The sequence below is a fragment of the Pseudomonas sp. FP2300 genome (assembly GCF_030687595.1).
Lineage (GTDB): Bacteria > Pseudomonadota > Gammaproteobacteria > Pseudomonadales > Pseudomonadaceae > Aquipseudomonas > Aquipseudomonas bijieensis.
The window spans coordinates 4,052,729-4,071,097 of record NZ_CP117440.1 but is presented as its reverse complement, the minus strand read 5'-3'; the positions used below and the strand labels follow the sequence as shown (position 1 = coordinate 4,071,097).

The 18,369-nt window shown below is 63.7% G+C and carries 9 protein-coding genes; 4 read left to right on the top strand and 5 right to left on the bottom strand.

Features of this window, described 5'->3' with window-relative positions; genetic code table 11:
• Positions 1-10: 10 nt before the first annotated feature.
• The 4 genes from PSH86_RS17980 to PSH86_RS17965 form a co-directional block, all read right to left on the bottom strand.
• A complete protein-coding gene (locus PSH86_RS17980; protein ID WP_305483973.1) occupies positions 11-3,073 on the bottom strand; it encodes an amino acid adenylation domain-containing protein in 3,063 nt (1,020 codons plus the stop codon).
• A 111-nt stretch (positions 3,074-3,184) separates the two neighbouring features.
• Positions 3,185-4,231, bottom strand: a complete 1,047-nt coding sequence (locus tag PSH86_RS17975) for a TauD/TfdA family dioxygenase (protein ID WP_109753165.1) — start codon at positions 4,229-4,231, stop codon at positions 3,185-3,187.
• 17 nt (positions 4,232-4,248) lie between these two features.
• Positions 4,249-7,677, bottom strand: coding sequence for a condensation domain-containing protein (locus PSH86_RS17970; RefSeq protein WP_305483969.1), 3,429 nt, complete (start codon positions 7,675-7,677; stop codon positions 4,249-4,251).
• A gap of 7 nt (positions 7,678-7,684) precedes the next feature.
• The gene (locus PSH86_RS17965) at positions 7,685-8,662 is read right to left on the bottom strand and encodes a TauD/TfdA family dioxygenase (protein ID WP_176687641.1); all 978 of its coding nucleotides are present in this window, start codon (positions 8,660-8,662) and stop codon (positions 7,685-7,687) included.
• Between the two features lie 248 nt (positions 8,663-8,910).
• Here PSH86_RS17965 and PSH86_RS17960 point away from each other — a divergent pair, with 248 nt between their 5' ends.
• The 4 genes from PSH86_RS17960 (at position 8,911) to PSH86_RS17945 (ending at position 16,881) form a co-directional block, all read left to right on the top strand.
• Positions 8,911-10,974 (top strand): TonB-dependent receptor, encoded by a 2,064-nt coding sequence (locus PSH86_RS17960; RefSeq protein WP_109753162.1) that lies wholly within the window; start codon positions 8,911-8,913, stop codon positions 10,972-10,974.
• A 108-nt stretch (positions 10,975-11,082) separates the two neighbouring features.
• Complete coding sequence (locus PSH86_RS17955) at positions 11,083-12,504, top strand: diaminobutyrate--2-oxoglutarate transaminase (protein ID WP_305483966.1); 1,422 nt, start codon at positions 11,083-11,085, stop codon at positions 12,502-12,504.
• 70 nt (positions 12,505-12,574) lie between these two features.
• Entirely contained in the window at positions 12,575-13,729 is a 1,155-nt protein-coding gene (locus PSH86_RS17950; protein WP_109753160.1) for an efflux RND transporter periplasmic adaptor subunit, read from the top strand.
• A gap of 26 nt (positions 13,730-13,755) precedes the next feature.
• A complete protein-coding gene (locus PSH86_RS17945; protein ID WP_305483963.1) occupies positions 13,756-16,881 on the top strand; it encodes a multidrug efflux RND transporter permease subunit in 3,126 nt (1,041 codons plus the stop codon).
• A 569-nt stretch (positions 16,882-17,450) separates the two neighbouring features.
• On the opposite strand, the gene PSH86_RS30630 is transcribed toward PSH86_RS17945, so the two are convergent.
• On the bottom strand, positions 17,451-18,368 hold the full coding sequence (locus PSH86_RS30630) for a methyl-accepting chemotaxis protein (RefSeq protein WP_370873819.1): 918 nt from the start codon (positions 18,366-18,368) through the stop codon (positions 17,451-17,453).
• Between the last annotated feature and the right edge of the window lies 1 nt (position 18,369).

Here is an 18,369-nt window from a genome sequence, read left to right as displayed (position 1 = left end):
GAGGAGCCGTTCACAGGTCGGCCTCGTCCAGTTCGGCCAGCAACGCTTGCATTTCGTCATCGGACAGGCCCGAGGCGCTGAACTCGGTGCTGTCGGCTTGCGGCTCGGCGGCGTTCGGGGCCAGCGGTTGCGCGACCTCGGCCATGGCGGCGATGGTCTGGCGTTCGAAGACTTGCTTGGCCGAGAGTGCGATGCCTTGCTCATGGGCCTGGGCCACCACTTGCAGGCTCAGGATCGAGTCGCCGCCGATGGCGAAAAAGTTGTCGGTGACGCTCACGGTCGAGAGCTTCAAGACCTTGGCGACGATGGCTTGCAGGGTGGTCTCCATGGCATTGCGCGGCGCCACATGGGCGCTTTCGTCGAACTGGTCCGGGTCGGGCAACTGGCGAGTGTCGAGCTTGCCGTTGGGCGTGCGTGGAAAGCTCGCCAGGGTCAGCACCAGGGCCGGCACCATGTACGACGGCAGGCGTTCGCCGAGGAAACGCTTGATCGCCTCGGAGTCCGGTGCGTAGCCATGAGCGGCCAGGATGTAGGCGAGCAGGCGCTTGCCTGCGGCCTGTTCCTGGACGATCACTGCGGCTTCGCGCACGTCGCTGTGGCTGCACAACTGGCGTTCGATTTCCCCCAGCTCAATGCGGTAGCCGCGGACCTTGACCTGATGGTCCTTGCGCCCCAGGAACGCCAGGCGTCCGTCGGCCAGCCAGCACGCCAGGTCGCCGGTGCGGTAGGCACGGGTGCCGTCGGCCAGGGTGACGAAGGCCTTGGCGGTTTCTTCGGGCTTGTTGCGGTAGCCGCGGGCCAGGGTCGGGCCGGCGAGGACGATTTCTCCCGGCTCGCCGATGCCGCAGGCGGTGTCGAATTCGTTCAGCAGGCGCAGGTCCATGCCGGCGATCGGACGGCCGATGCTGACGTTCCGATTGGGCTCCAACACCTCATAGGTGGCCCAGACGGTGGCTTCCGTGGGGCCGTATTCGTTCACCAGCCGGGCGTGGGGCAGAGCCTTGCTGTGTTGCGCGATCAGCGACGGCGGACAGGCTTCGCCGGCGACGATCCAGCAGGCGAGGCTGTCGGCTCCGCCACTGCGTTGCAACTGATCGAGCAGGGCCTGGTAGAGCGACGGCAGCGACAGACCATGGCTGACCTGATGCTGGGTAATCAACTGGGCCAGGCGAGACATCTCCAGCTCTTCACCTGGGGCGGGCAATACCAGGCGTGCGCCTTGGGCCAGGGTCCAGAAAATCCCGGCGACCGAACTGTCGAAGGCAAACGACGACAGCAGCAGGTAGGCGCGCACTGGCGTCGCATAGGCGGCCATGCGCACCTGGGTCGAGAAGCTCAGGGCGCCGTGGCTGATTTCCACGGCTTTCGGCGCACCGGTCGAGCCCGAGGTGTAGATCAAGTAGGCGAGGTCGTTCGCGTCTGGCAACGGCAGTGTCGGCAAATCGCCGAGGTCCGGCGTTGCCAGGTCATCCAGCACGAAGCGTTGCAGGCTGGCCGGCACGCTGTCGGCCAGTTCGGCGCTGACCACGATGTGGGCAATGGCGCTGTCGGCGAGCATGTAGGCGCGGCGGTCGGCCGGGTAGGTCGGGTCGATTGGCACGTAGGCGCCACCGGCTTTCAAGACGGCGAGCATGGCGACAATGGCCGCGTTGCTGCGGGCGAACAGGATGCCGACGGGCACTCCGGGGCCAATGCCGGCAGCGACCAGGCGATGGGCCAACAGCGTGGCGCAGGCGTCGAGGCGGCTGTAGCTCAGGTCGCCGTCCTTGTCGCTGAGAGCGATGGCGTCCGGCCGTTGGCGAACCTGACGGGCGATCAACTCCACCAGTGTCAGCGGTTCGATGGAGGGCACGTTCGCATTGGTGCCGATCAGCTGCGATTGCAGCGCTCCACCCAGGGGCAGTTGGGCCCAGGCCCGTTGCGGTTCCGCCAGGGCGCCTTGCAGCAGTTGCAGCCATTGCTCGGCGAGGCAACCCGCCGCGTCGGCACTGAGGGCATGGCGATCGTAGATCAACTGCGCGTGCAGGCTGTCGGGCAACTGGCGCACGTTCAGGCACGCCTTCAACGGGTTCATCACCGCGCTGGCATGGCGCTCCCGGGCATCGCCCAAACGCCAGGCAAAGGCATAGTCGGCGTTGAGGTGGCCGGTGTAATAGTCTTGCCAGCCGATTGCTCGCTCCAGGGTGGCGGCCACTTGCGTGCTTTGCTCCAGCAGGGTCGCCTGGGCATCCAGTTCGATGTTCACGGGCAGGCACTGCTCGAACAGGCCCAGGGTATCCGCCAGTTCCGCACCGCGACTTTCATGGATCAGGGCGAGTGGCACCTGTTGCTGGCCGGCCAGTCGGCCCAGCACCGCTGCCCATGCAGCCAGCAGCAGGTCCGGGGTCAGGGCCGGGTGACGGGCGAGGTCGGTCGACAGGCTGAGGTCCAGTCGGGCGGGGGCAAATCCGCCATCGAGGGCCGATTCGAGCGGAAGCTGCAAGGTGGCCGCTTCGGTTTCGCCCGAAGGTTTCCAGAAACTCACGCCCGGATGGTCCGGCGCCTCCTCGACCAGGCTCCAGCGCCACTCGGCGTAATCGGCGTACTGCAGGGTTTCGGACAGGTCCGTGGGGGTGTCTTGCAGCAGTGCACCGGCCAGCCATTTCAGGCTGACGAGGTCGAAGTGGCTGCTGGCCGCCGCCAGGTCCAGGACCGCTTGCTCATCGGACAGGCGCACCAGGGTCACGCACAGAGGGGTTGTCCAGTCACGGGGCTGATCGGCGAGCCGAGTCAGTGCGGCGTCCTGGTCGGCGCGGCTGTGCTGGCGCAGGTCCTGCAGGTTCACCGCCAGTGAGCCGGCTTCGTCAATCACCTGCACCGGGTCGCGCAGGCCGAGTACGGGCATCAGTCGCGTGCGCAGGATTTCGCTGCCGGCCACCAAGGCTTGCAAGCGGTTGTTCAATGCGTCGACGTCCAGCGGTTGCGACAGCGACCATTGCAAATGACAGCTGAACGGGTGCTCCGCCGCGCCGTTGATGTGGGGGTAAACCGATGCCTGTTGCGGTGAAATACGAAAACCTTGAAGTCCGCTCATGTTCATCTCGACTGGAAAAGGGCTTGAGCCTGGATCACCGCACAGACGCCGGGGCTTGCTGGACACGTGTCAGGCAAGCCTCCTGTGAACGGCGGGTGGACCCGTTGAATGTCAGACGGCAACGTCGCTCGACAGCAGGGCTTCAGCCATGCCGGTCATGATGGCGCGCTTGCCGGTAAAGGGTTCGCGACCGTGCACGGCGAGCATGTTGTCGATGAACAACACGTCCCCCTGTTGCCAACTGAAACGCACCAGCGAGTCGAGGTAGGCCGCACGCAGCGATTGCAGTACGTGCGGCTCGATCGGTTCGCCATCGCCATAAAAGGTGTTGGTGGGCAGGTCGAGGTCGTTGAAGTTGCTTTGCAGCGAATCGCGGATGCGTTCGGGCAGGGTGCTGATGTGGAAGAACGTCGCGTGGTTGAACCAGACCTCTTCGCCGGTGCGCGGGTGGCGCACCACGGCCGGCCCGCGTTGGCGGGTGCGCAGGCGATTGTTGTCTTTCCATTCCACTTCGATGCCGACGCTGGCGCAGTAGGCCTCCACTTCGCGGCGGTCTTCGGACTGGAACACGGTCTGCCACGGCAGGCCGAAACCGTCGCCGTAGTTGCGAACGTACAGCACGCCTTTTTCCCGGAACCGCGCTTCGATCTGCGGGCTGATCCTGGCCTTCACGGCGCGGGTCGAACCAATCGGTGTTTCACCACCTGTCTCGGACGGCAGTTGGCAGTAGAAGAACAGCCGCAGCGGGAAGCGCGGCGAATAGGAGTGTTCGTTGTGGGGGAAAATCATCTGGTCGGCCGGGTAGTCGGTCGAGGTGTAGATGTTGCCGCCGACCCGTGTCCGGGGCGAGGCGCGGAACATGTATTCCAGTGCGCCGGGGGAGAGGGCGGCGATCACCTGGTCGAACTGTTCGACGGACGCGACGTTGAAGCCGCGAAACAGCAGGGCGCCGTACTCCAGCAGTTTCTTTTCCAGCGACTGGCGTTCCCGGGCGGCCCAGGCGACCAGGTCGACGCCACTGACCGCCGGCTCGATCACCAGGGGCAGGGCGTGGTCCGGGCTGAGCAGGCGCTCGGTCACCAACTGTTGTTCCGAGACGCTCATGGCTTTGCGACGCACGGCGCCGAGGGCGCGTGGCGATGGGGGCACGATAGACATAACGGCATCCGACTCGGTTAAAGGGACAAGGAGCGACGTTTGGCTTGCATCAGCTGGCTGCGACCGGCCAGCGCCTGGGACTGTTGCCGCTCGCGGGCGAAGGCCTGGTCCCAGCTGTCGATGCGTTCGGCCAGCGCCGGCAATGGCTCGTCCAGCAGGCTGTGTAGCTGTTCCAGCAGGCATGTCCACAGGTGTTGCAGACGCGAGGCACGGTCCTGATCGAAGTATTCACCGCGATACTTGAGGGTCGCGGCGAGGCCTTCGCTGCCGTGCACCAGGTCGAGCACCAGGTGGAAATCCCCCGGTGCCTGTGCCACGTCCAGCGCGGACAAGTGCGCGCCGGCGATGGCGGTCGGGGCCACCCGCGACGGCTGATAGTTGAGCTTGACCTGGAACAGCGGCGAGTGACCGGGACGGCGCTGCGGCGCCAGGGCCGAGACCACCAGGTCGAAAGGCAGGCCTTGGTGGGCGTAGGCCAGGCGCGCTTCATCGCGCACCTGCCCAAGGAAACCGGCCAGGGTCGGTTCGCCGCGCAGGTCACAGCGCAGGGTCAACTGGTTGACGAAGAAGCCGATGACGTCGTTGTGCTCGGCCAGCGGCCGGCCGCTGACATCGGTGCCCAGCAGGAATTGCGGCTGGCCGCCCAGTTGCTTGAGCACCAGTTGGTAGCTGGCCAGCAACAGCATGAACAAGGTCATGCCTTGCTCGCGGGCCAGCGTCGTCAGCCGTTCGCAATTGGCCTGGGGCACGCTGAAGTCCAGGCTGTGCTGGCCCTGGGTCTTGCCGTTGCCACCCAGGTCCAGCGACTGCGGCAGGCCGGCCAGGTGCGCGCGCCAGAAGTCCTGCTCGGCGGCGATCCGCTGTTCGCTCCAGTGCCGAGCTTCCCATTGGGCGAAGTCGAGGTATTGCACCGGCGACGAGGCGTCTGCCGAGCCGGCCAGCTCCGCCAACAGCACTTGCGCCGAGCGACCGTCGAAAGCGATGTGGTGCAGGGTCAGCAACAGGTCATGGTGCTGGTCATCGCGGCTGAGCAACTGCGCTCGCAGCACGGGGCCGGCGTCCAGGTCCACAGGTGTGGCGTGTTCGTTGGCCAGGTGGTCGCGCAGTGCGTGCTGTTGCTGCGCCTCACTCTGGTCACGCAAGTCATGGTGCGCCAGCGGGACCGCCGAAGCCGGCAGCACCCGTTGTTGCGGGCCTTCGACACCGTCGCGGTAGACGGTGCGCAAGACACTGTGGCCTTCGACCAGGGTGTTCAGGCGCAGTGCAAGTGTCTCGACGTCCAATGGCCCTTGCAGATGCAGGTGCAGCACCAGGTTGTGCTGGGTGTCGTCCGGGTTCAACTGACGCAGAAACCACAGGCGACTCTGGGCGAAAGACTGACGACCCTGCTGGGTGTCGAGGCGCTCGCTCAAGGTCTCGGAGGTTGGCGACGCCTGTCCCAGGAAGTCCTGCAAGGCTTGCGCCCATTGCCCGAGGGTTTGTTCGCCGAACAGATCCTGGGTATCGAGGCTCCAGCCCAGGTCCCGGTGCAAGCGAGCGGCAAAGTCGGCCAGGCCGATGGAGTCCAGGCCCTGGCCTACCAGGCTGAGCTCGACGTTCGCCGAGAAATACGGGTTGACCTGGCGCAGCGTCTGTTCCAACCACTGACGGCACGCCGCCGGGGCGAGGTGCGATGCCTCGGCTACCAGGCGCTTGAGCTGGTCAAGGTCGACGGCCTCGCTATCGTCGGCGAGGGCCCCAGTGCTCTGGGCAATGATGCTCAGGGTGCCCGCGGCCAATTGTTTGCGCGCGCCTTGACGGGCGATCTTGCCGCTGGTGGTCATCGGGATGGTGCCGGCTTGCACCAGCACAATCTGGTCGATGCCACAGTCGGCGGCTTCGCGCACGGCGTTTTGCATCGACGCGAACAGCGCCGGGTGATGGGCCGGGTCGACGAACTTGCGTTGCGGCTCGGCGACAATCACCAGTTTCTCGCGGCCCAGTGCCGGGTCCATTTCCGAGAACGCGGCGATGCGCCCGGTACGGATGCCCGGCTCGGCGTCGGTAATGGCGAATTCGATGTCGTGGGGGTAGAGGTTGCGACCGTTGAGAATCAGCAGATCCTTGAGCCGCCCGCAGATCACCACCTGGCCTTCGTGCATGAAGCCCAGGTCGCCGGAGCGCAGGTAATGCTCCGATGAGCCGATGATCTGTGCTTCAAAGGCTTCGCGAGTGGCCGTGGGGTTCTTCCAATAGGATTCGGCGTTGCTCGGGCCCTTGAGCCAGACTTCGCCAATGCGATCGTCAGCGCAGCGCTCAGAGGTTTGTGGATCGACGATGGCGATGCTGTGCAAGGCTTGCGGGTAGCCGCAGGCGACGAACTCCACGGCGGCGGCATCGGCAGCCGCCAGGGCCACGCGGCCGGTCTCCAGCACGGCTTTGTCCAGGCGCAGCACCACCGGCAGCGCGTCGGCCGGTGTGGCGCTGACGCACAGGGTGGCTTCGGCCTGGCCGTAACCGGGGCTGATGGCCAACGGGTTCAGGCCGCATGCGGCAAAGCGCTGGGCGAAGGCTTCCAGGGTGCCTGGGTGGATCGGTTCGGCGCCGTTGATGGCGTGTTTCCAGGCGCTCAGGTCGAGCTGTGCGATCAGGCTATCGCTGACCACGCGGTTGCACAGGGCATAGGCGAAGTTGGGGGCGAAACTGGCGGTGGCGCGGTAGCGACTCAGCGCCTGCAACCAGGTCGACGGCGCATTGACGAACGTCTGGGACGCCATCAGATAGCAGGGCATGCCGCTGTAGAGCGGGGCCAGCATCCCGCCGATCAGACCCATGTCGTGGTACAGCGGCAGCCAGTTGACCATGGCGCCGTGTTCGTCGAAACCGTACGCCTGGCGCATCAGTTCGACGTTGGCGATCAGGTTGCGCTGACGCACCTCGACGCCTTTGGGCGAGCCGGTAGAGCCCGAGGTGTATTGCAGGAAGGCCACGGTCGAACCATCGATGGCCGGGCGTTGCCACTGGCCGGCCGGGGGCGTGCCCAGGTCCTGTACGGTCAGCACCTCGACGCGGCCCTCCACCAGTTCCAGCAAGCCTTCGCAATAGTCCGCCGGTGCGAGAATCAGCGCCGGTTCGGCATCCACCACCACGTTGCGGACGCGGTCGAGATGGCGCGGTTTGCGCGACGGCGGCGGAAACAACGGCACGGCAATCAAGCCGGCATACAGGCAGGCACAGAAGGCGCGGGCGTAGTCGAGGCTGGTGGGCAGCATCAGCAACACCCGGTCGCCCGGTGCATAACGCGCTTGCAGCGCGGCCGCCAGGGATCGGGATTGCTCGTGCAGTTGGGCAAAGGTCAGGGTTTCGCCGATCTCTACGCCGTCCGGCAGGAAATGCAGGGCGGCACGCTGAGGGAAGTGCTGGGCGTTGGCTTCCAGCACGTCGATCCAATGTTCGAATGAAAACATGTGCAATTCACGCCATGGCCACGATGACTTTGCGGTCACCGGTGAAAGGATTGCGACCGTGTGCCACCAGTCGGTTGTCGAGCATCAGGACGTCGCCGGGCTGCCAGGGAAAACTGATGGCGGTCTCGCGGTAGACCTCGCGCACGGTGTCGAGCATGTCGTCGGCAATCGGCGAGCCGTCGCCGAAATAGACATGGCGCGGCAGGTTCTCTTCACCCACCGCCGCCAGCAGGCTGGCGCGTACGCTCGGTTCGATGGCCGAGACGTGGAACAGGTGCGCCTGATTGAACCAGACCCACTCACCGGTCTCGGGATGCTGCTGCACGGCGGCGCAACGCTGGCGGGTGCGCAGGTCGCCATCGGCTTTCCATTCCCACTCGATGTCGTTGTCCTGGCAATAGCGTTCGACCTGGGCACGGTCCTGGGTGTTGAAGACTTTCTCCCAGGGCAGGTCCAGGGCGCCGCTGTAGTTGCGCACGTAGAGCAACTCACGGCTGGCGAACAGCTCGCGAATCTCGGCAGGCATGCGCTGGTAGATCAGGCGGCTGTCGGCAATCGGGGTCTCGCCACCGGTTTCGCTGGCCTTGATGCAGTGGAACCAGATGCGCGAAGGCCAGGGCCGGGTGTAGGCCTGCTCGTTGTGCAACGGGATGAATTGATGGGCCGGGTACTCAGTGGAGCTATAGATCCCGGCGAAGACTTTGCTGCGCGGCGTGGAGCCGAATTCGTAACTGGCCAGCGGTGCACCGAAGCTGGCAGCGAAGCGCTTGAAATCGATGGGCGTGGCGACGGTGAAACCGCGGAACAACACGCCGCCTACCGTGGTCAGGGCATGGGCCAGGCCGTCGCGGATCGAGGCGTCCAGATCGTGGATCGACTGTCCCGGTGCCGCCTGTACCAGCACGGGTAACGACTGCGCGCTTGCATCCGTGGGCGCCATTGAAAAAAGCTCGGAACGCCCGTTCAGGTGTTCGATTGAGGTCATCCTTGTGCATCCTCTTTTGTCTTCTTCGACCAGTCACAGGACCTTGAAAGCAGGGCAGCGGTCGGGTGTGTAGGACTCGTCTGTAATGTATCCAGATCAATACAAGACGACATACTAGGTACAAATGAGATGGATTATCAATACTATTTATTTAATTTTTTTTTTGGATTAGACTCCGCTCCGCTGGCGCCAAACAGCCTTCGGCCAGCTCAAAAAACCTAAAAATATCTGTCGCAGGGGAGCGGGGCGTGAATTTCAAAAAGAACACAATTGCGTTGGCTGTGGGGTCGGCCATCGGCTTGAGCAACGGCGCATGGGCGGCTGAAGAAGCGAGCAAGATGGAGATCGCTCCCATCACCGTGACGGGTGAAAAAATCGACCGTACCCTCGAGAAAACCCAATCCAGCGTCGTGGTCGTCACCGACAAGAACCTGCGTGAGCATGGCGACAAGGACCTGGTGGATGTCTTTGCCCGTACGCCCGGCGTCTATAGCCAGGCCGGCAATGAGAACTGGGGTATTCGTGGCGTGCCGGTGTCCGGTTTCGACGACCAGGGCCCGGCGGCCCTCAACGGTGCGGTATCGGTGTATGTCGACGGTGCCGTGCAGCCGAACCGCGCGCTGACCCTCAGCCCGGTCCCGCTCTGGGATGCCGAGCAGGTCGAAATATTCCTGGGTCCACAGTCCACCACCCAGGGTCGTAACTCCCTGGCCGGTGCGGTGGTTATCCAGACCAAAAATCCAACCTTCGAGCCTTCCTTCTCGGCGCAAACCAATGTGGGGAACTATGGTGAGCACGGAGCGGCCGTGGCGGGTGGCGGGGCGATCGTGGATGAGAAGATCGCCGGGCGTATTGCCGTGGATTATTCCGACGGTGACGGCTACATTCGCAACACCACGCTCGATAAAGATGCCAACCCGCATCGCACCAGCAACGCCCGCGGTAAATTGCTGATCCTGCCCAATGACGACACTGACGTCTTGCTGACGTATGCCCATAACGAGCACCGCCAGGGTGACCGCTCGACGATGCGCGGTTCCGATGGCAAGCCGAGCTATTACGACATCGCGTCCAATACCGAAGCCTTCGACAACCTCAAGCAAGACACCCTCAGCGCCAAGGTGGATTATCGCCTGAACGATGCCTGGTCGCTGACCAGCATGACCGCCAATACCAGCACGGACTACAGCAACCGTCTGGATTTTGACCAGAATGCGGTGGACAACGAGGTCGTTCTGCGTAAGCAAGACGGGAACCTGTTCAGCCAGGAACTGCGTCTGAATTACGCCTCGGACACGGTGAAGAGTTTCGTCGGCGCCTACTATGGCCACAACACCAACAAGTTCCACGACCGGCTGCTGTTCGATGACGTGCTGGTGCGTACCGTCAAAGGTGATACCAAGATTGAAAACAAGGCGGTGTTCGGTGAAGTCAACTGGACGTTCGCGCCGCGCTGGACGTTGATCACCGGCCTGCGTTACGACCACGAGACGAACAATACCGATATCGAGGAGGACGGCCGTTTCGTTCCCGAGAAAATCAAGAAGTCGTTTGATGCCGTGCTGCCGAAACTGGGCATCGACTATGAATTGGCCACGGACCAGTACCTCGGATTCATGGTGCAGAAGGGCTATCGCGGTGGTGGTGTCAACCTGCGCTCCGGTAGCGGTCACCAGGCCTACGACCCGGAATACACCACCAACTACGAGCTGTCCTATCGCGGTTCGTTCTTCGACAAGACCCTGCGCGCCCGCGCCAACCTGTACTACACCGACTGGAAAGACCAACAGGTCAGCGTGCGGCAGTCTGGCAGCAACGTCATTGATATCTACAACGCCGGTCGCAGTGACATCAAGGGCCTGGAAGTCTTCGTCGAAAAAGACATCACCGAACAACTGACCCTGAACGTCGGTGGTGCCATTACTGACAGCAAATACAAGGACTTCGTCGCTGACAATGGCCAGGACAGGAGCGGTGAATCGTTCCTCTACTCGCCTAAATACAAGGCCTCGGTGGGTGGAGTCTATCGCTTCGACGATCGCCTGATATTCGGCACGGACATTGTCTATCAGAGCACCGCGCCTTCGGAGTACGAATTCGACTCAAACGGCAAAGTCAGTGGCGAGCGTAAGAGCGACGCCTATGTGCTGGTGAACTTCAACACCGAGTACAAAGTCACCAAGAACGTCGCCGTGTCCGCCTACGTCAAGAATGCGTTCGACAAGGAGTACGTCACCAACAATCGCAACGACGACATCATCGACGTCGGCGCACCGCGCACGTTCGGCATGATCCTGCGTTACGACATGTAAACCCATGGGCGCGGGGAGGCAATCTCCCCGCGCCTGGTTTGCGGCTTCCCGGATGTGTGTTTCCAGGCTGTTTGTTCCCTTCCAAACCCAGCCTCCATGGAGGAAATCATGAGTGCTTTTTCGAATGTCACAGCGGGTGGCGCGCAACAGCTACGCCTGTTGCACACCGGCCTGTCGAGTCCTTACTGCCTCGATTCGACACCGTTGCTGGAACGCCAGCAACAGCAGGAATCCAACGCCCGCAGTTACCCGCGACGCATTCCCCTGGTGCTTGAAAGGGCCCATGGCATTTATGTGCAGGACAGTCGCGGGCAAGTGTTCGTCGATTGCCTGGCCGGTGCCGGCACCCTGGCGCTGGGGCACAATCATCCGGTGATCATCGAAGCCATCACCCAGGTCATGGCAGCTGGTGTGCCGATGCATACCCTGGACCTCATGACACCAGTGAAGGACGCATTCGTCCAAGAGATTTTCGCGTGCCTGCCCAGCGAGTTCGCTCGCCATGCACGCATCCAGTTCTGCGGCCCGAGCGGGGCCGATGCGGTCGAGGCCGCGCTCAAGCTGACCCGTACCGCGACGGGGCGGCATTCGGTCCTGGCGTTCGAAGGGGCCTATCACGGGATGACCCTGGGCACGCTGGCCATCAGCGGCAACCTGTCGCCCAAAAACGCCCTCGGCGCCTTGATGCCCGGTGTGCAGCGCCTGCCGTTCCCCCATGATTACCGCTGCCCGTTCGGGGTGGCCGGCGATCAGGCGGTCACGTTGAACGTGCGTTACCTGGAGCACCTGCTCAACGACCCGGAAAGTGGCGTGACCGCACCGGCGGCGATGATCCTGGAGCCGATCCAGGGCGAGGGCGGGGTGATCGCCGCGCCGGACCGCTGGCTGCAGGAGCTGCGCCGCTTGACCCAGGCCCATGGCATCCCGCTGATCGTCGATGAGATCCAGTGCGGCATCGCCCGCAGTGGGCGGATGTTCGGCTTCGAGCAATCGGGTATCACGCCGGATGTCATCACCCTGTCCAAAGCTATTGGCGGTGGGTTGCCGCTGTCGGTCATGGTCTATCACGAGTCGCTGGATGTCTGGCAGCCGGGTGCCCACGCCGGCACGTTCCGTGGCAATCAGCTGGCGATGGCGGCGGGCACCGCGACCTTGCGCTTCATTCGTGACCATGGCTTGGTCCAGCACGCCGAAACGGTGGGTGTGCACTTGCGAAAACACCTGCGGGCACTGCAAAGCGAGTTCGCCTGGATCGGCGATGTACGCGGTCGCGGCCTGATGCTTGGCATGGAAATCGTCGACCCGCAGGGTACCCTCGATGTACAGGGTCATCCGCCAGTGGACACGGCCCGGGCCAAGGCTTTCCAACAGGCCTGCCTGAAGCACGGATTGATCGTTGAACTGGGCGGACGCCACGGCGCGACCGTGCGCTTGCTGCCGCCGTTGATCATTACCGAGCAGGAAATCGATTTTGTCGCGAAAATCCTGTTCCAGGCCGCGAGCACGATCAACGAGCGTCCTGCGGGTTAATCATCCACCGATGTCCAGGGCTTGCCGACTGCCATCGGCAAGCCTTTTTTTCATGGGGCAGGGAATAACAATGCAGAAAAATTTCGCCTCGCTGAAACCCGCCTCGCTGTTGCTGCTGGTGCTTGGGTTAAGCGCCTGTGGTGCCCAGGAACCGCGCGCCAGGCCCAGTGCGGCGTTGCCGCAGGTCAAGACTCTGACGGTCCAGCCGCGAGCGTTTGCCATGAGCACTGACTTGCCCGGTCGGATCGAGCCGGTGCGCATCGCCGAGGTGCGCGCGCGGGTGGCCGGTGTGGTGCTGACCCGGCACTTCCAGGAGGGCAGTGACGTCAAGGCCGGCCAGTTGCTGTTCAGCATCGACCCGGCGCCGCTCAAGGCGGCGCTGATGCGCGCCGAAGGTGCGCTGGCCAGGGTCGAGGCCGATGTCTATCGGGCCAACGCCCAGGTGCAGCGCTTCAAGCAACTGGTGGAGATCAGCGCCGTCAGCCCGCAGGCGTTCGACGAAGCCATGTCCGATCTCAAGAGCGCCCAGGCCAATCGCCTGGCGGCCCAGGCCGACCTGACCAGTGCCCGGCTCAACCTGGATTACTGCCAGGTGCGCGCACCGATCAGCGGCCGCATCGGTCGAGCCCTGGTCAGCGAAGGCGCGCTGGTGGGGCAGGACGAGGCGACGCAGATGGCGCGAATCCAGCAACTGGACCCCATTTACGCGGACTTCACCCAATCCGCCGATCAGGTGGTGGCCTTGCAGCAGGCGCTGGCCAGTGGGCGCCTGACCCTCGATGGCAGCGGTGCGGCCGAGGTGACGGTACAGGTGGGCAATCCCGCCCAGACCCGACGCGGCAAGTTGATGTTTTCCGATATTTCCGTGGACCGAAGCACCGGGCAAGTGACCTTGCGCGGCGAGTTCCCCAACCCGGACAACGTGCTGCTACCTGGCATGTACGTGCGGGTGGTGGCACCGGCAGGGGTCGACCCACAAGCGCTGTTCGTGCCACAGCAGGCGGTACAACGCGGTGCCGACGGCCAGGCCCGGTTGATGCTGGTGGATGTCGCTGGTGTGGTGCGCGAACGGGTGGTCAGCACCGGTGCGATGTTCGGCACCGACTGGCAGATCACCCAGGGGCTGGCGGCGGGCGAGCAGGTGGTGATCGAGCGGGCCGACAAACTCAGCGCGGGGACGCAGGTCCACGTGGTTACCTTGGCCGAGCAACAGGCTCGTAACTGACGGCCAGCGGCCTAGGGAAGAAAACGATGCCGGATTTTTTCATCAACCGTCCGAACTTTGCCTGGGTCATCACCTTGTTCATCGCCCTGGCCGGCGTACTGACGCTGGGCACCTTGGCGGTCAGCCAGTACCCGGACGTGGCGCCGCCGCAAATCAATGTCAGCGCCAACTATCCGGGGGCCTCGGCGCTGATTGTCAGCCAGAACGTTACCAGCCTGATCGAAGAGGAGCTCAACGGCCTCAAGGGCTTGATCTATTACGAATCCAACAGCGCCAACGGCGGTGCCGAAACCACCATCACCTTCAAGCCGGGCACCGATCCCGACATGGCCCAGGTCGATGTGCAGAACCGCTTGCAGCGAGTGGTCGGCCGCTTGCCCCAGGCGGTGATCGAGCAAGGGCTGGAAGTGGAGCAGGCACGTTCCAACTTCCTCCTGGTGTATGCCTTGTCCTACACCGATGGCCAGCAGGACTCCGTCGGGTTGGCCGACTATGCCGCCCGCGCCATCAACAACGAAATTCGCCGGGTGGCCGGGGTCGGACGAGTGCAGATGTACACCGCCGAACGGGCCATGCGGATCTGGGTCGATCCGGCGCGGCTGGTGGGCTACAACCTGTCGATGGCCGATGTCGGCAGAGCCATCGCGGGGCAGAACATACAGGTGCCGGCTGGTAGCCTGGGTGAACGGCCGGGGCCAGCCGACCAGCAGATCACCGCCACGGTGATGGTACAAGGGCAGCTCGAATCGGTGGAGGCGTTCGGCAACATTGTGCTGCGGGCCAACGATGACGGTTCCAGCGTGCGGATCCACGACGTGGCGCGGGTCGAGCTGGGGCGCAAGGACTACCGCTTCGACGCGCGCCTGAACGGCAAGCCGGCGGCGGCCATGTCGGTGCAACTGGCACCGGGCGCCAACGCACTGCAAACGGCGGAGGCGATCAAGACGCGGCTCGCACAGCTGTCGAGCACCTTGCCGGCGAACATGGTCCTGAGCGTGCCGTATGACACCTCGTACTTTGTCGAGGTGGCAATCAAGCAAGTCATCTACACCCTGGCCGAAGCCATGGTCCTGGTGTTCCTGGTAATGCTGCTGTTCTTGCAGAACCTGCGCTATACGCTGATTCCGGCGGTGGTGGTGCCGGTCTGCCTGCTGGGAACGGTGGCGGTCATGGCCGCGCTGGGCTTCTCGATCAACATGATGACGTTGTTCGGCATGGTGCTGGCGATCGGGATCCTGGTGGACGACGCCATTGTCGTGGTGGAAAACGTCGAGCGGTTGATCGCCCAAGAACACCTGTCGCCCAAGGCCGCGACCCGCAAGGCCATGCGGCAGATCAGCGGGGCGATTGTCGGCATTACCCTGGTGTTGGCGGCGGTGTTCCTGCCGCTGGCGTTCATGGGCGGCTCGGTGGGCGTGATCTACCAGCAGTTTGCCGTGGCCTTGTCGGTGTCGATCCTGTTCTCCGGGTTCCTGGCGCTGACCTTGACGCCGGCCCTGTGTGCCACCGTGCTCAAACCGTTCGATCCGGCGCCCCCGACCCGGCCCAACCGCTGGGCGAGCGCGTTCAATCGACGCTTCGAGGCCCTGGCCCAGCGTTATGAGCGGCTGGGCGCGAGCTGGGTTCGACGCGGTAGCCGCAGCCTGTGTCTGTACCTGGTGTTGCTGCTGGTACTCGGCTTCACCTATGCCCGGTTGCCGTCCTCGTTCCTGCCAGCGGAGGACCAGGGGTACATCGTCACCGATATACAGCTGCCACCCGCCGCATCGGCCGCGCGCACCGACGTGACGGTCCAGGCATGGGAGCGATATGCCCTGGCGCAACCAGCCACGGATCAGGTGTTGGCGATCATGGGTTTCAGTTTTTCCGGGGAGGGCGCCAATGCGGCGTTGTCGTATGTCACCCTCAAGGATTGGTCGCTGCGCGGTAGCGGGCAGGCCAGCGACGAGGTGGCTCGACGCGCGAACGACGCCTTTGAAGAGGTCGCCGATGGCACGTTGTTCAGCGTGGTGCCGCCGCCAGTCGACGGTCTTGGCACCTCCAGCGGCTTCGAGTTGCGCTTGCAGGATCTGGCGGGTCAGGGGCACGAAGCGCTATTGAAGGCGCGCAACCAATTGCTCGAGGCAGCCAAGGCCTCGCCGGTGATTGACCATTTGATGGAGGATGGCCTGGCCGATGCACCGCAAATCAACGTCAGCATCGACCGTGAAAAGGCCGAGGCGCTGGGGGTGAGTTTCGATGTGATCAGTGCGGCGCTGTCCTCGGCGCTGGGTTCGGAGCAGATCAACGAGTTCGCCAATCAGGGACGGATGCAGCGGGTGATCATCCAGGCCGATGGCATGAGCCGGCAGACGCCGCAAGCGCTGCTGCGCCTGCAAGTGCCCAACCGCCAGGGGCGCCTGGTGCCTTTGGATGCGTTCAGCCGTTTTGAATGGCAGGTCGGACCGTTGCAGATCGCTCGCTATAACGGCTCGGCATCGCTGCGTTTTTCCGGGGATGCCGCGCCGGGCTACAGCACCGGGCAGGCGATGCAGGCGTTGCAGGACATCGCCCGGCAGTTGCCGGCCGGTTTCAGTCTCGAATGGGCGGGGCTGTCGTTGCAGGAACAACAGGCCAGCGATCAGGTGCCGCTGTTGGTAGGGTTGTCGTTGACCATGGTTTTGCTGGTGCTGGTCGCCCTGTATGAAAGCTGGGCGATTCCCTTTGCCGTGCTGCTGATCGTGCCGGTGGGCATGCTCGGTTCGGTATTGGCGGTGACAGTGATGGGCATGCCCAATGATGTCTATTTCAAAGTGGGCTTGATCACGATCATCGGTCTTTCCGCCAAGAACGCCATCCTGATCGTCGAATTTGCCAAGGCCCTCCACGCTGAGGGCGCCAGCCTTGCACAAGCGGCGGCTCAAGCTGCACGCTTGCGGTTCCGACCGATCGTCATGACCTCCCTGGCCTTCATCCTGGGAGTGATGCCCCTGGCGTTCGCCAGCGGTGCCGGTGCTGCCAGCCAGCGAGCGCTCGGCACCGGCGTGGTCGGCGGGATGTTGGCAGCGACCGTGCTCGGGGTTTTGTTCGTGCCGGTGTTTTACGTTCAGGTGCTGTCCGTCGCGAACCGCTTGCGTCGCCGCCGTGGTGCATCGATCGAGGAGGGGGCGTGACATCCCGTTGATTCGGGCTGGGTGGAAGGCACTTCCGGCGTTGGAAAACACCGAGCCCCAGGCAGTCGTTCAAGGTCTCTGCAGTGATCACCAAACCCTGTGGGAGCGAGCCTGCTCGCGATGACGCCGGCCAGCCAACATCACTGCCAACTGACCCACCGCTTTCGCGAGCAAGCCCGCTCCCACAGGGGATTGCGGGTGTCCACGGCATTTGGAGTCGACACCAGTAACCTGTGGGAGCGAGCCTGTTCGCGATGACGGCAGCACATCCAACATCAATGCAAGCTGACCCACCGCTATCGCGAGCAGGCTCGCTCCCACAGGGATTTGCGGTGGACTCCAATTCTGTGAACGCCTCGGAACCATTGTGGGAGCGAGCCTGCTCGCGATGACGCCGGCACAGCCAACATCACTGCCAACTGACCCACCGCTTTCGCGAGCAAGCCCGCATTCACAGGGATCTGCGGCGGACGCGCGATCTCGCCCGTCAGTAAGTCGGTGCTATCGGTCTTCCACGCGGACCTGTTGGAACCCTGTCACCAAGTCGGGCCATCCTGTCGTGCTCGACCTCAGGCATTGGCGTGGCTCAGCCCGGTCAAGGTGTCCGCGATAGCCTTCGTACGTTGCGCCGTGCCTTCGGTGGTGCGGCTCGAGTCTTCCAGGGCATCGAGCATCTCGCGCAGGGCGCTCACGGCGATGGACTGGTCTTCGATCTGTTGGGCGACACCTTGGATCTCCGTTGAGAGCAGGTCAATGTCCACGCCGATTTCCGCGGCATTCTTGCGGGTGATTTCCGCGAGCTTGCGAACCTCGTCAGCCACCACCGCAAACCCTCTGCCCATCTCACCGGCGCGCGCCGCTTCGATGGCGGCGTTGAGGGCCAACAGGTTGGTCTGTCCGGCGATTTGCTGGATGACCTGTACGATCGACTGGATACGCAAGCTCGAATTGGCCAGCGCCCGGGCGCCGACCACCGCTTCACCCGCTTGGGTGGCAAGCTGCTCGACAGTCGTGCCGGCCTGCTCGGCGACGTTGTTTTGCCGGTCGATCGTGCCCGTCAGGTCATCCATCGACAGGTGCAGCTCGCCGGAGTAATGCTTGATCTGCGTCGCGATCTGCGCTTGCTGCTGGCTGGCGTGGGCCAATACCTGGCCCAGGTCCGTCAGCCCGTCGAACACCGGCAGGATCGTGTTATCCAGGCCGCGAGTGTCCAAGGCGCTGCTGAAGTCATTCATCTTGAACGCCATGATCTGCTTGACCACCACATGGTTCAGGCCCGCCAGCTTCTTGACCTGGCGGCGCAGGAAAAACGCCTTGAACTCGCCATAGTGGGCGATGAAGTTGTCGACGTATTCATCGACGAAACTGGCGCCCCTGGTGATTCGAAAGAAGAAAATCGCCGTGAGCGTCTGGTTCAGGTTCAAGCCGAGGATTTCACCAAAGGTCGAGAAGCCGGCCAAGGGCACATCCCCGAAAATACCGGCCATG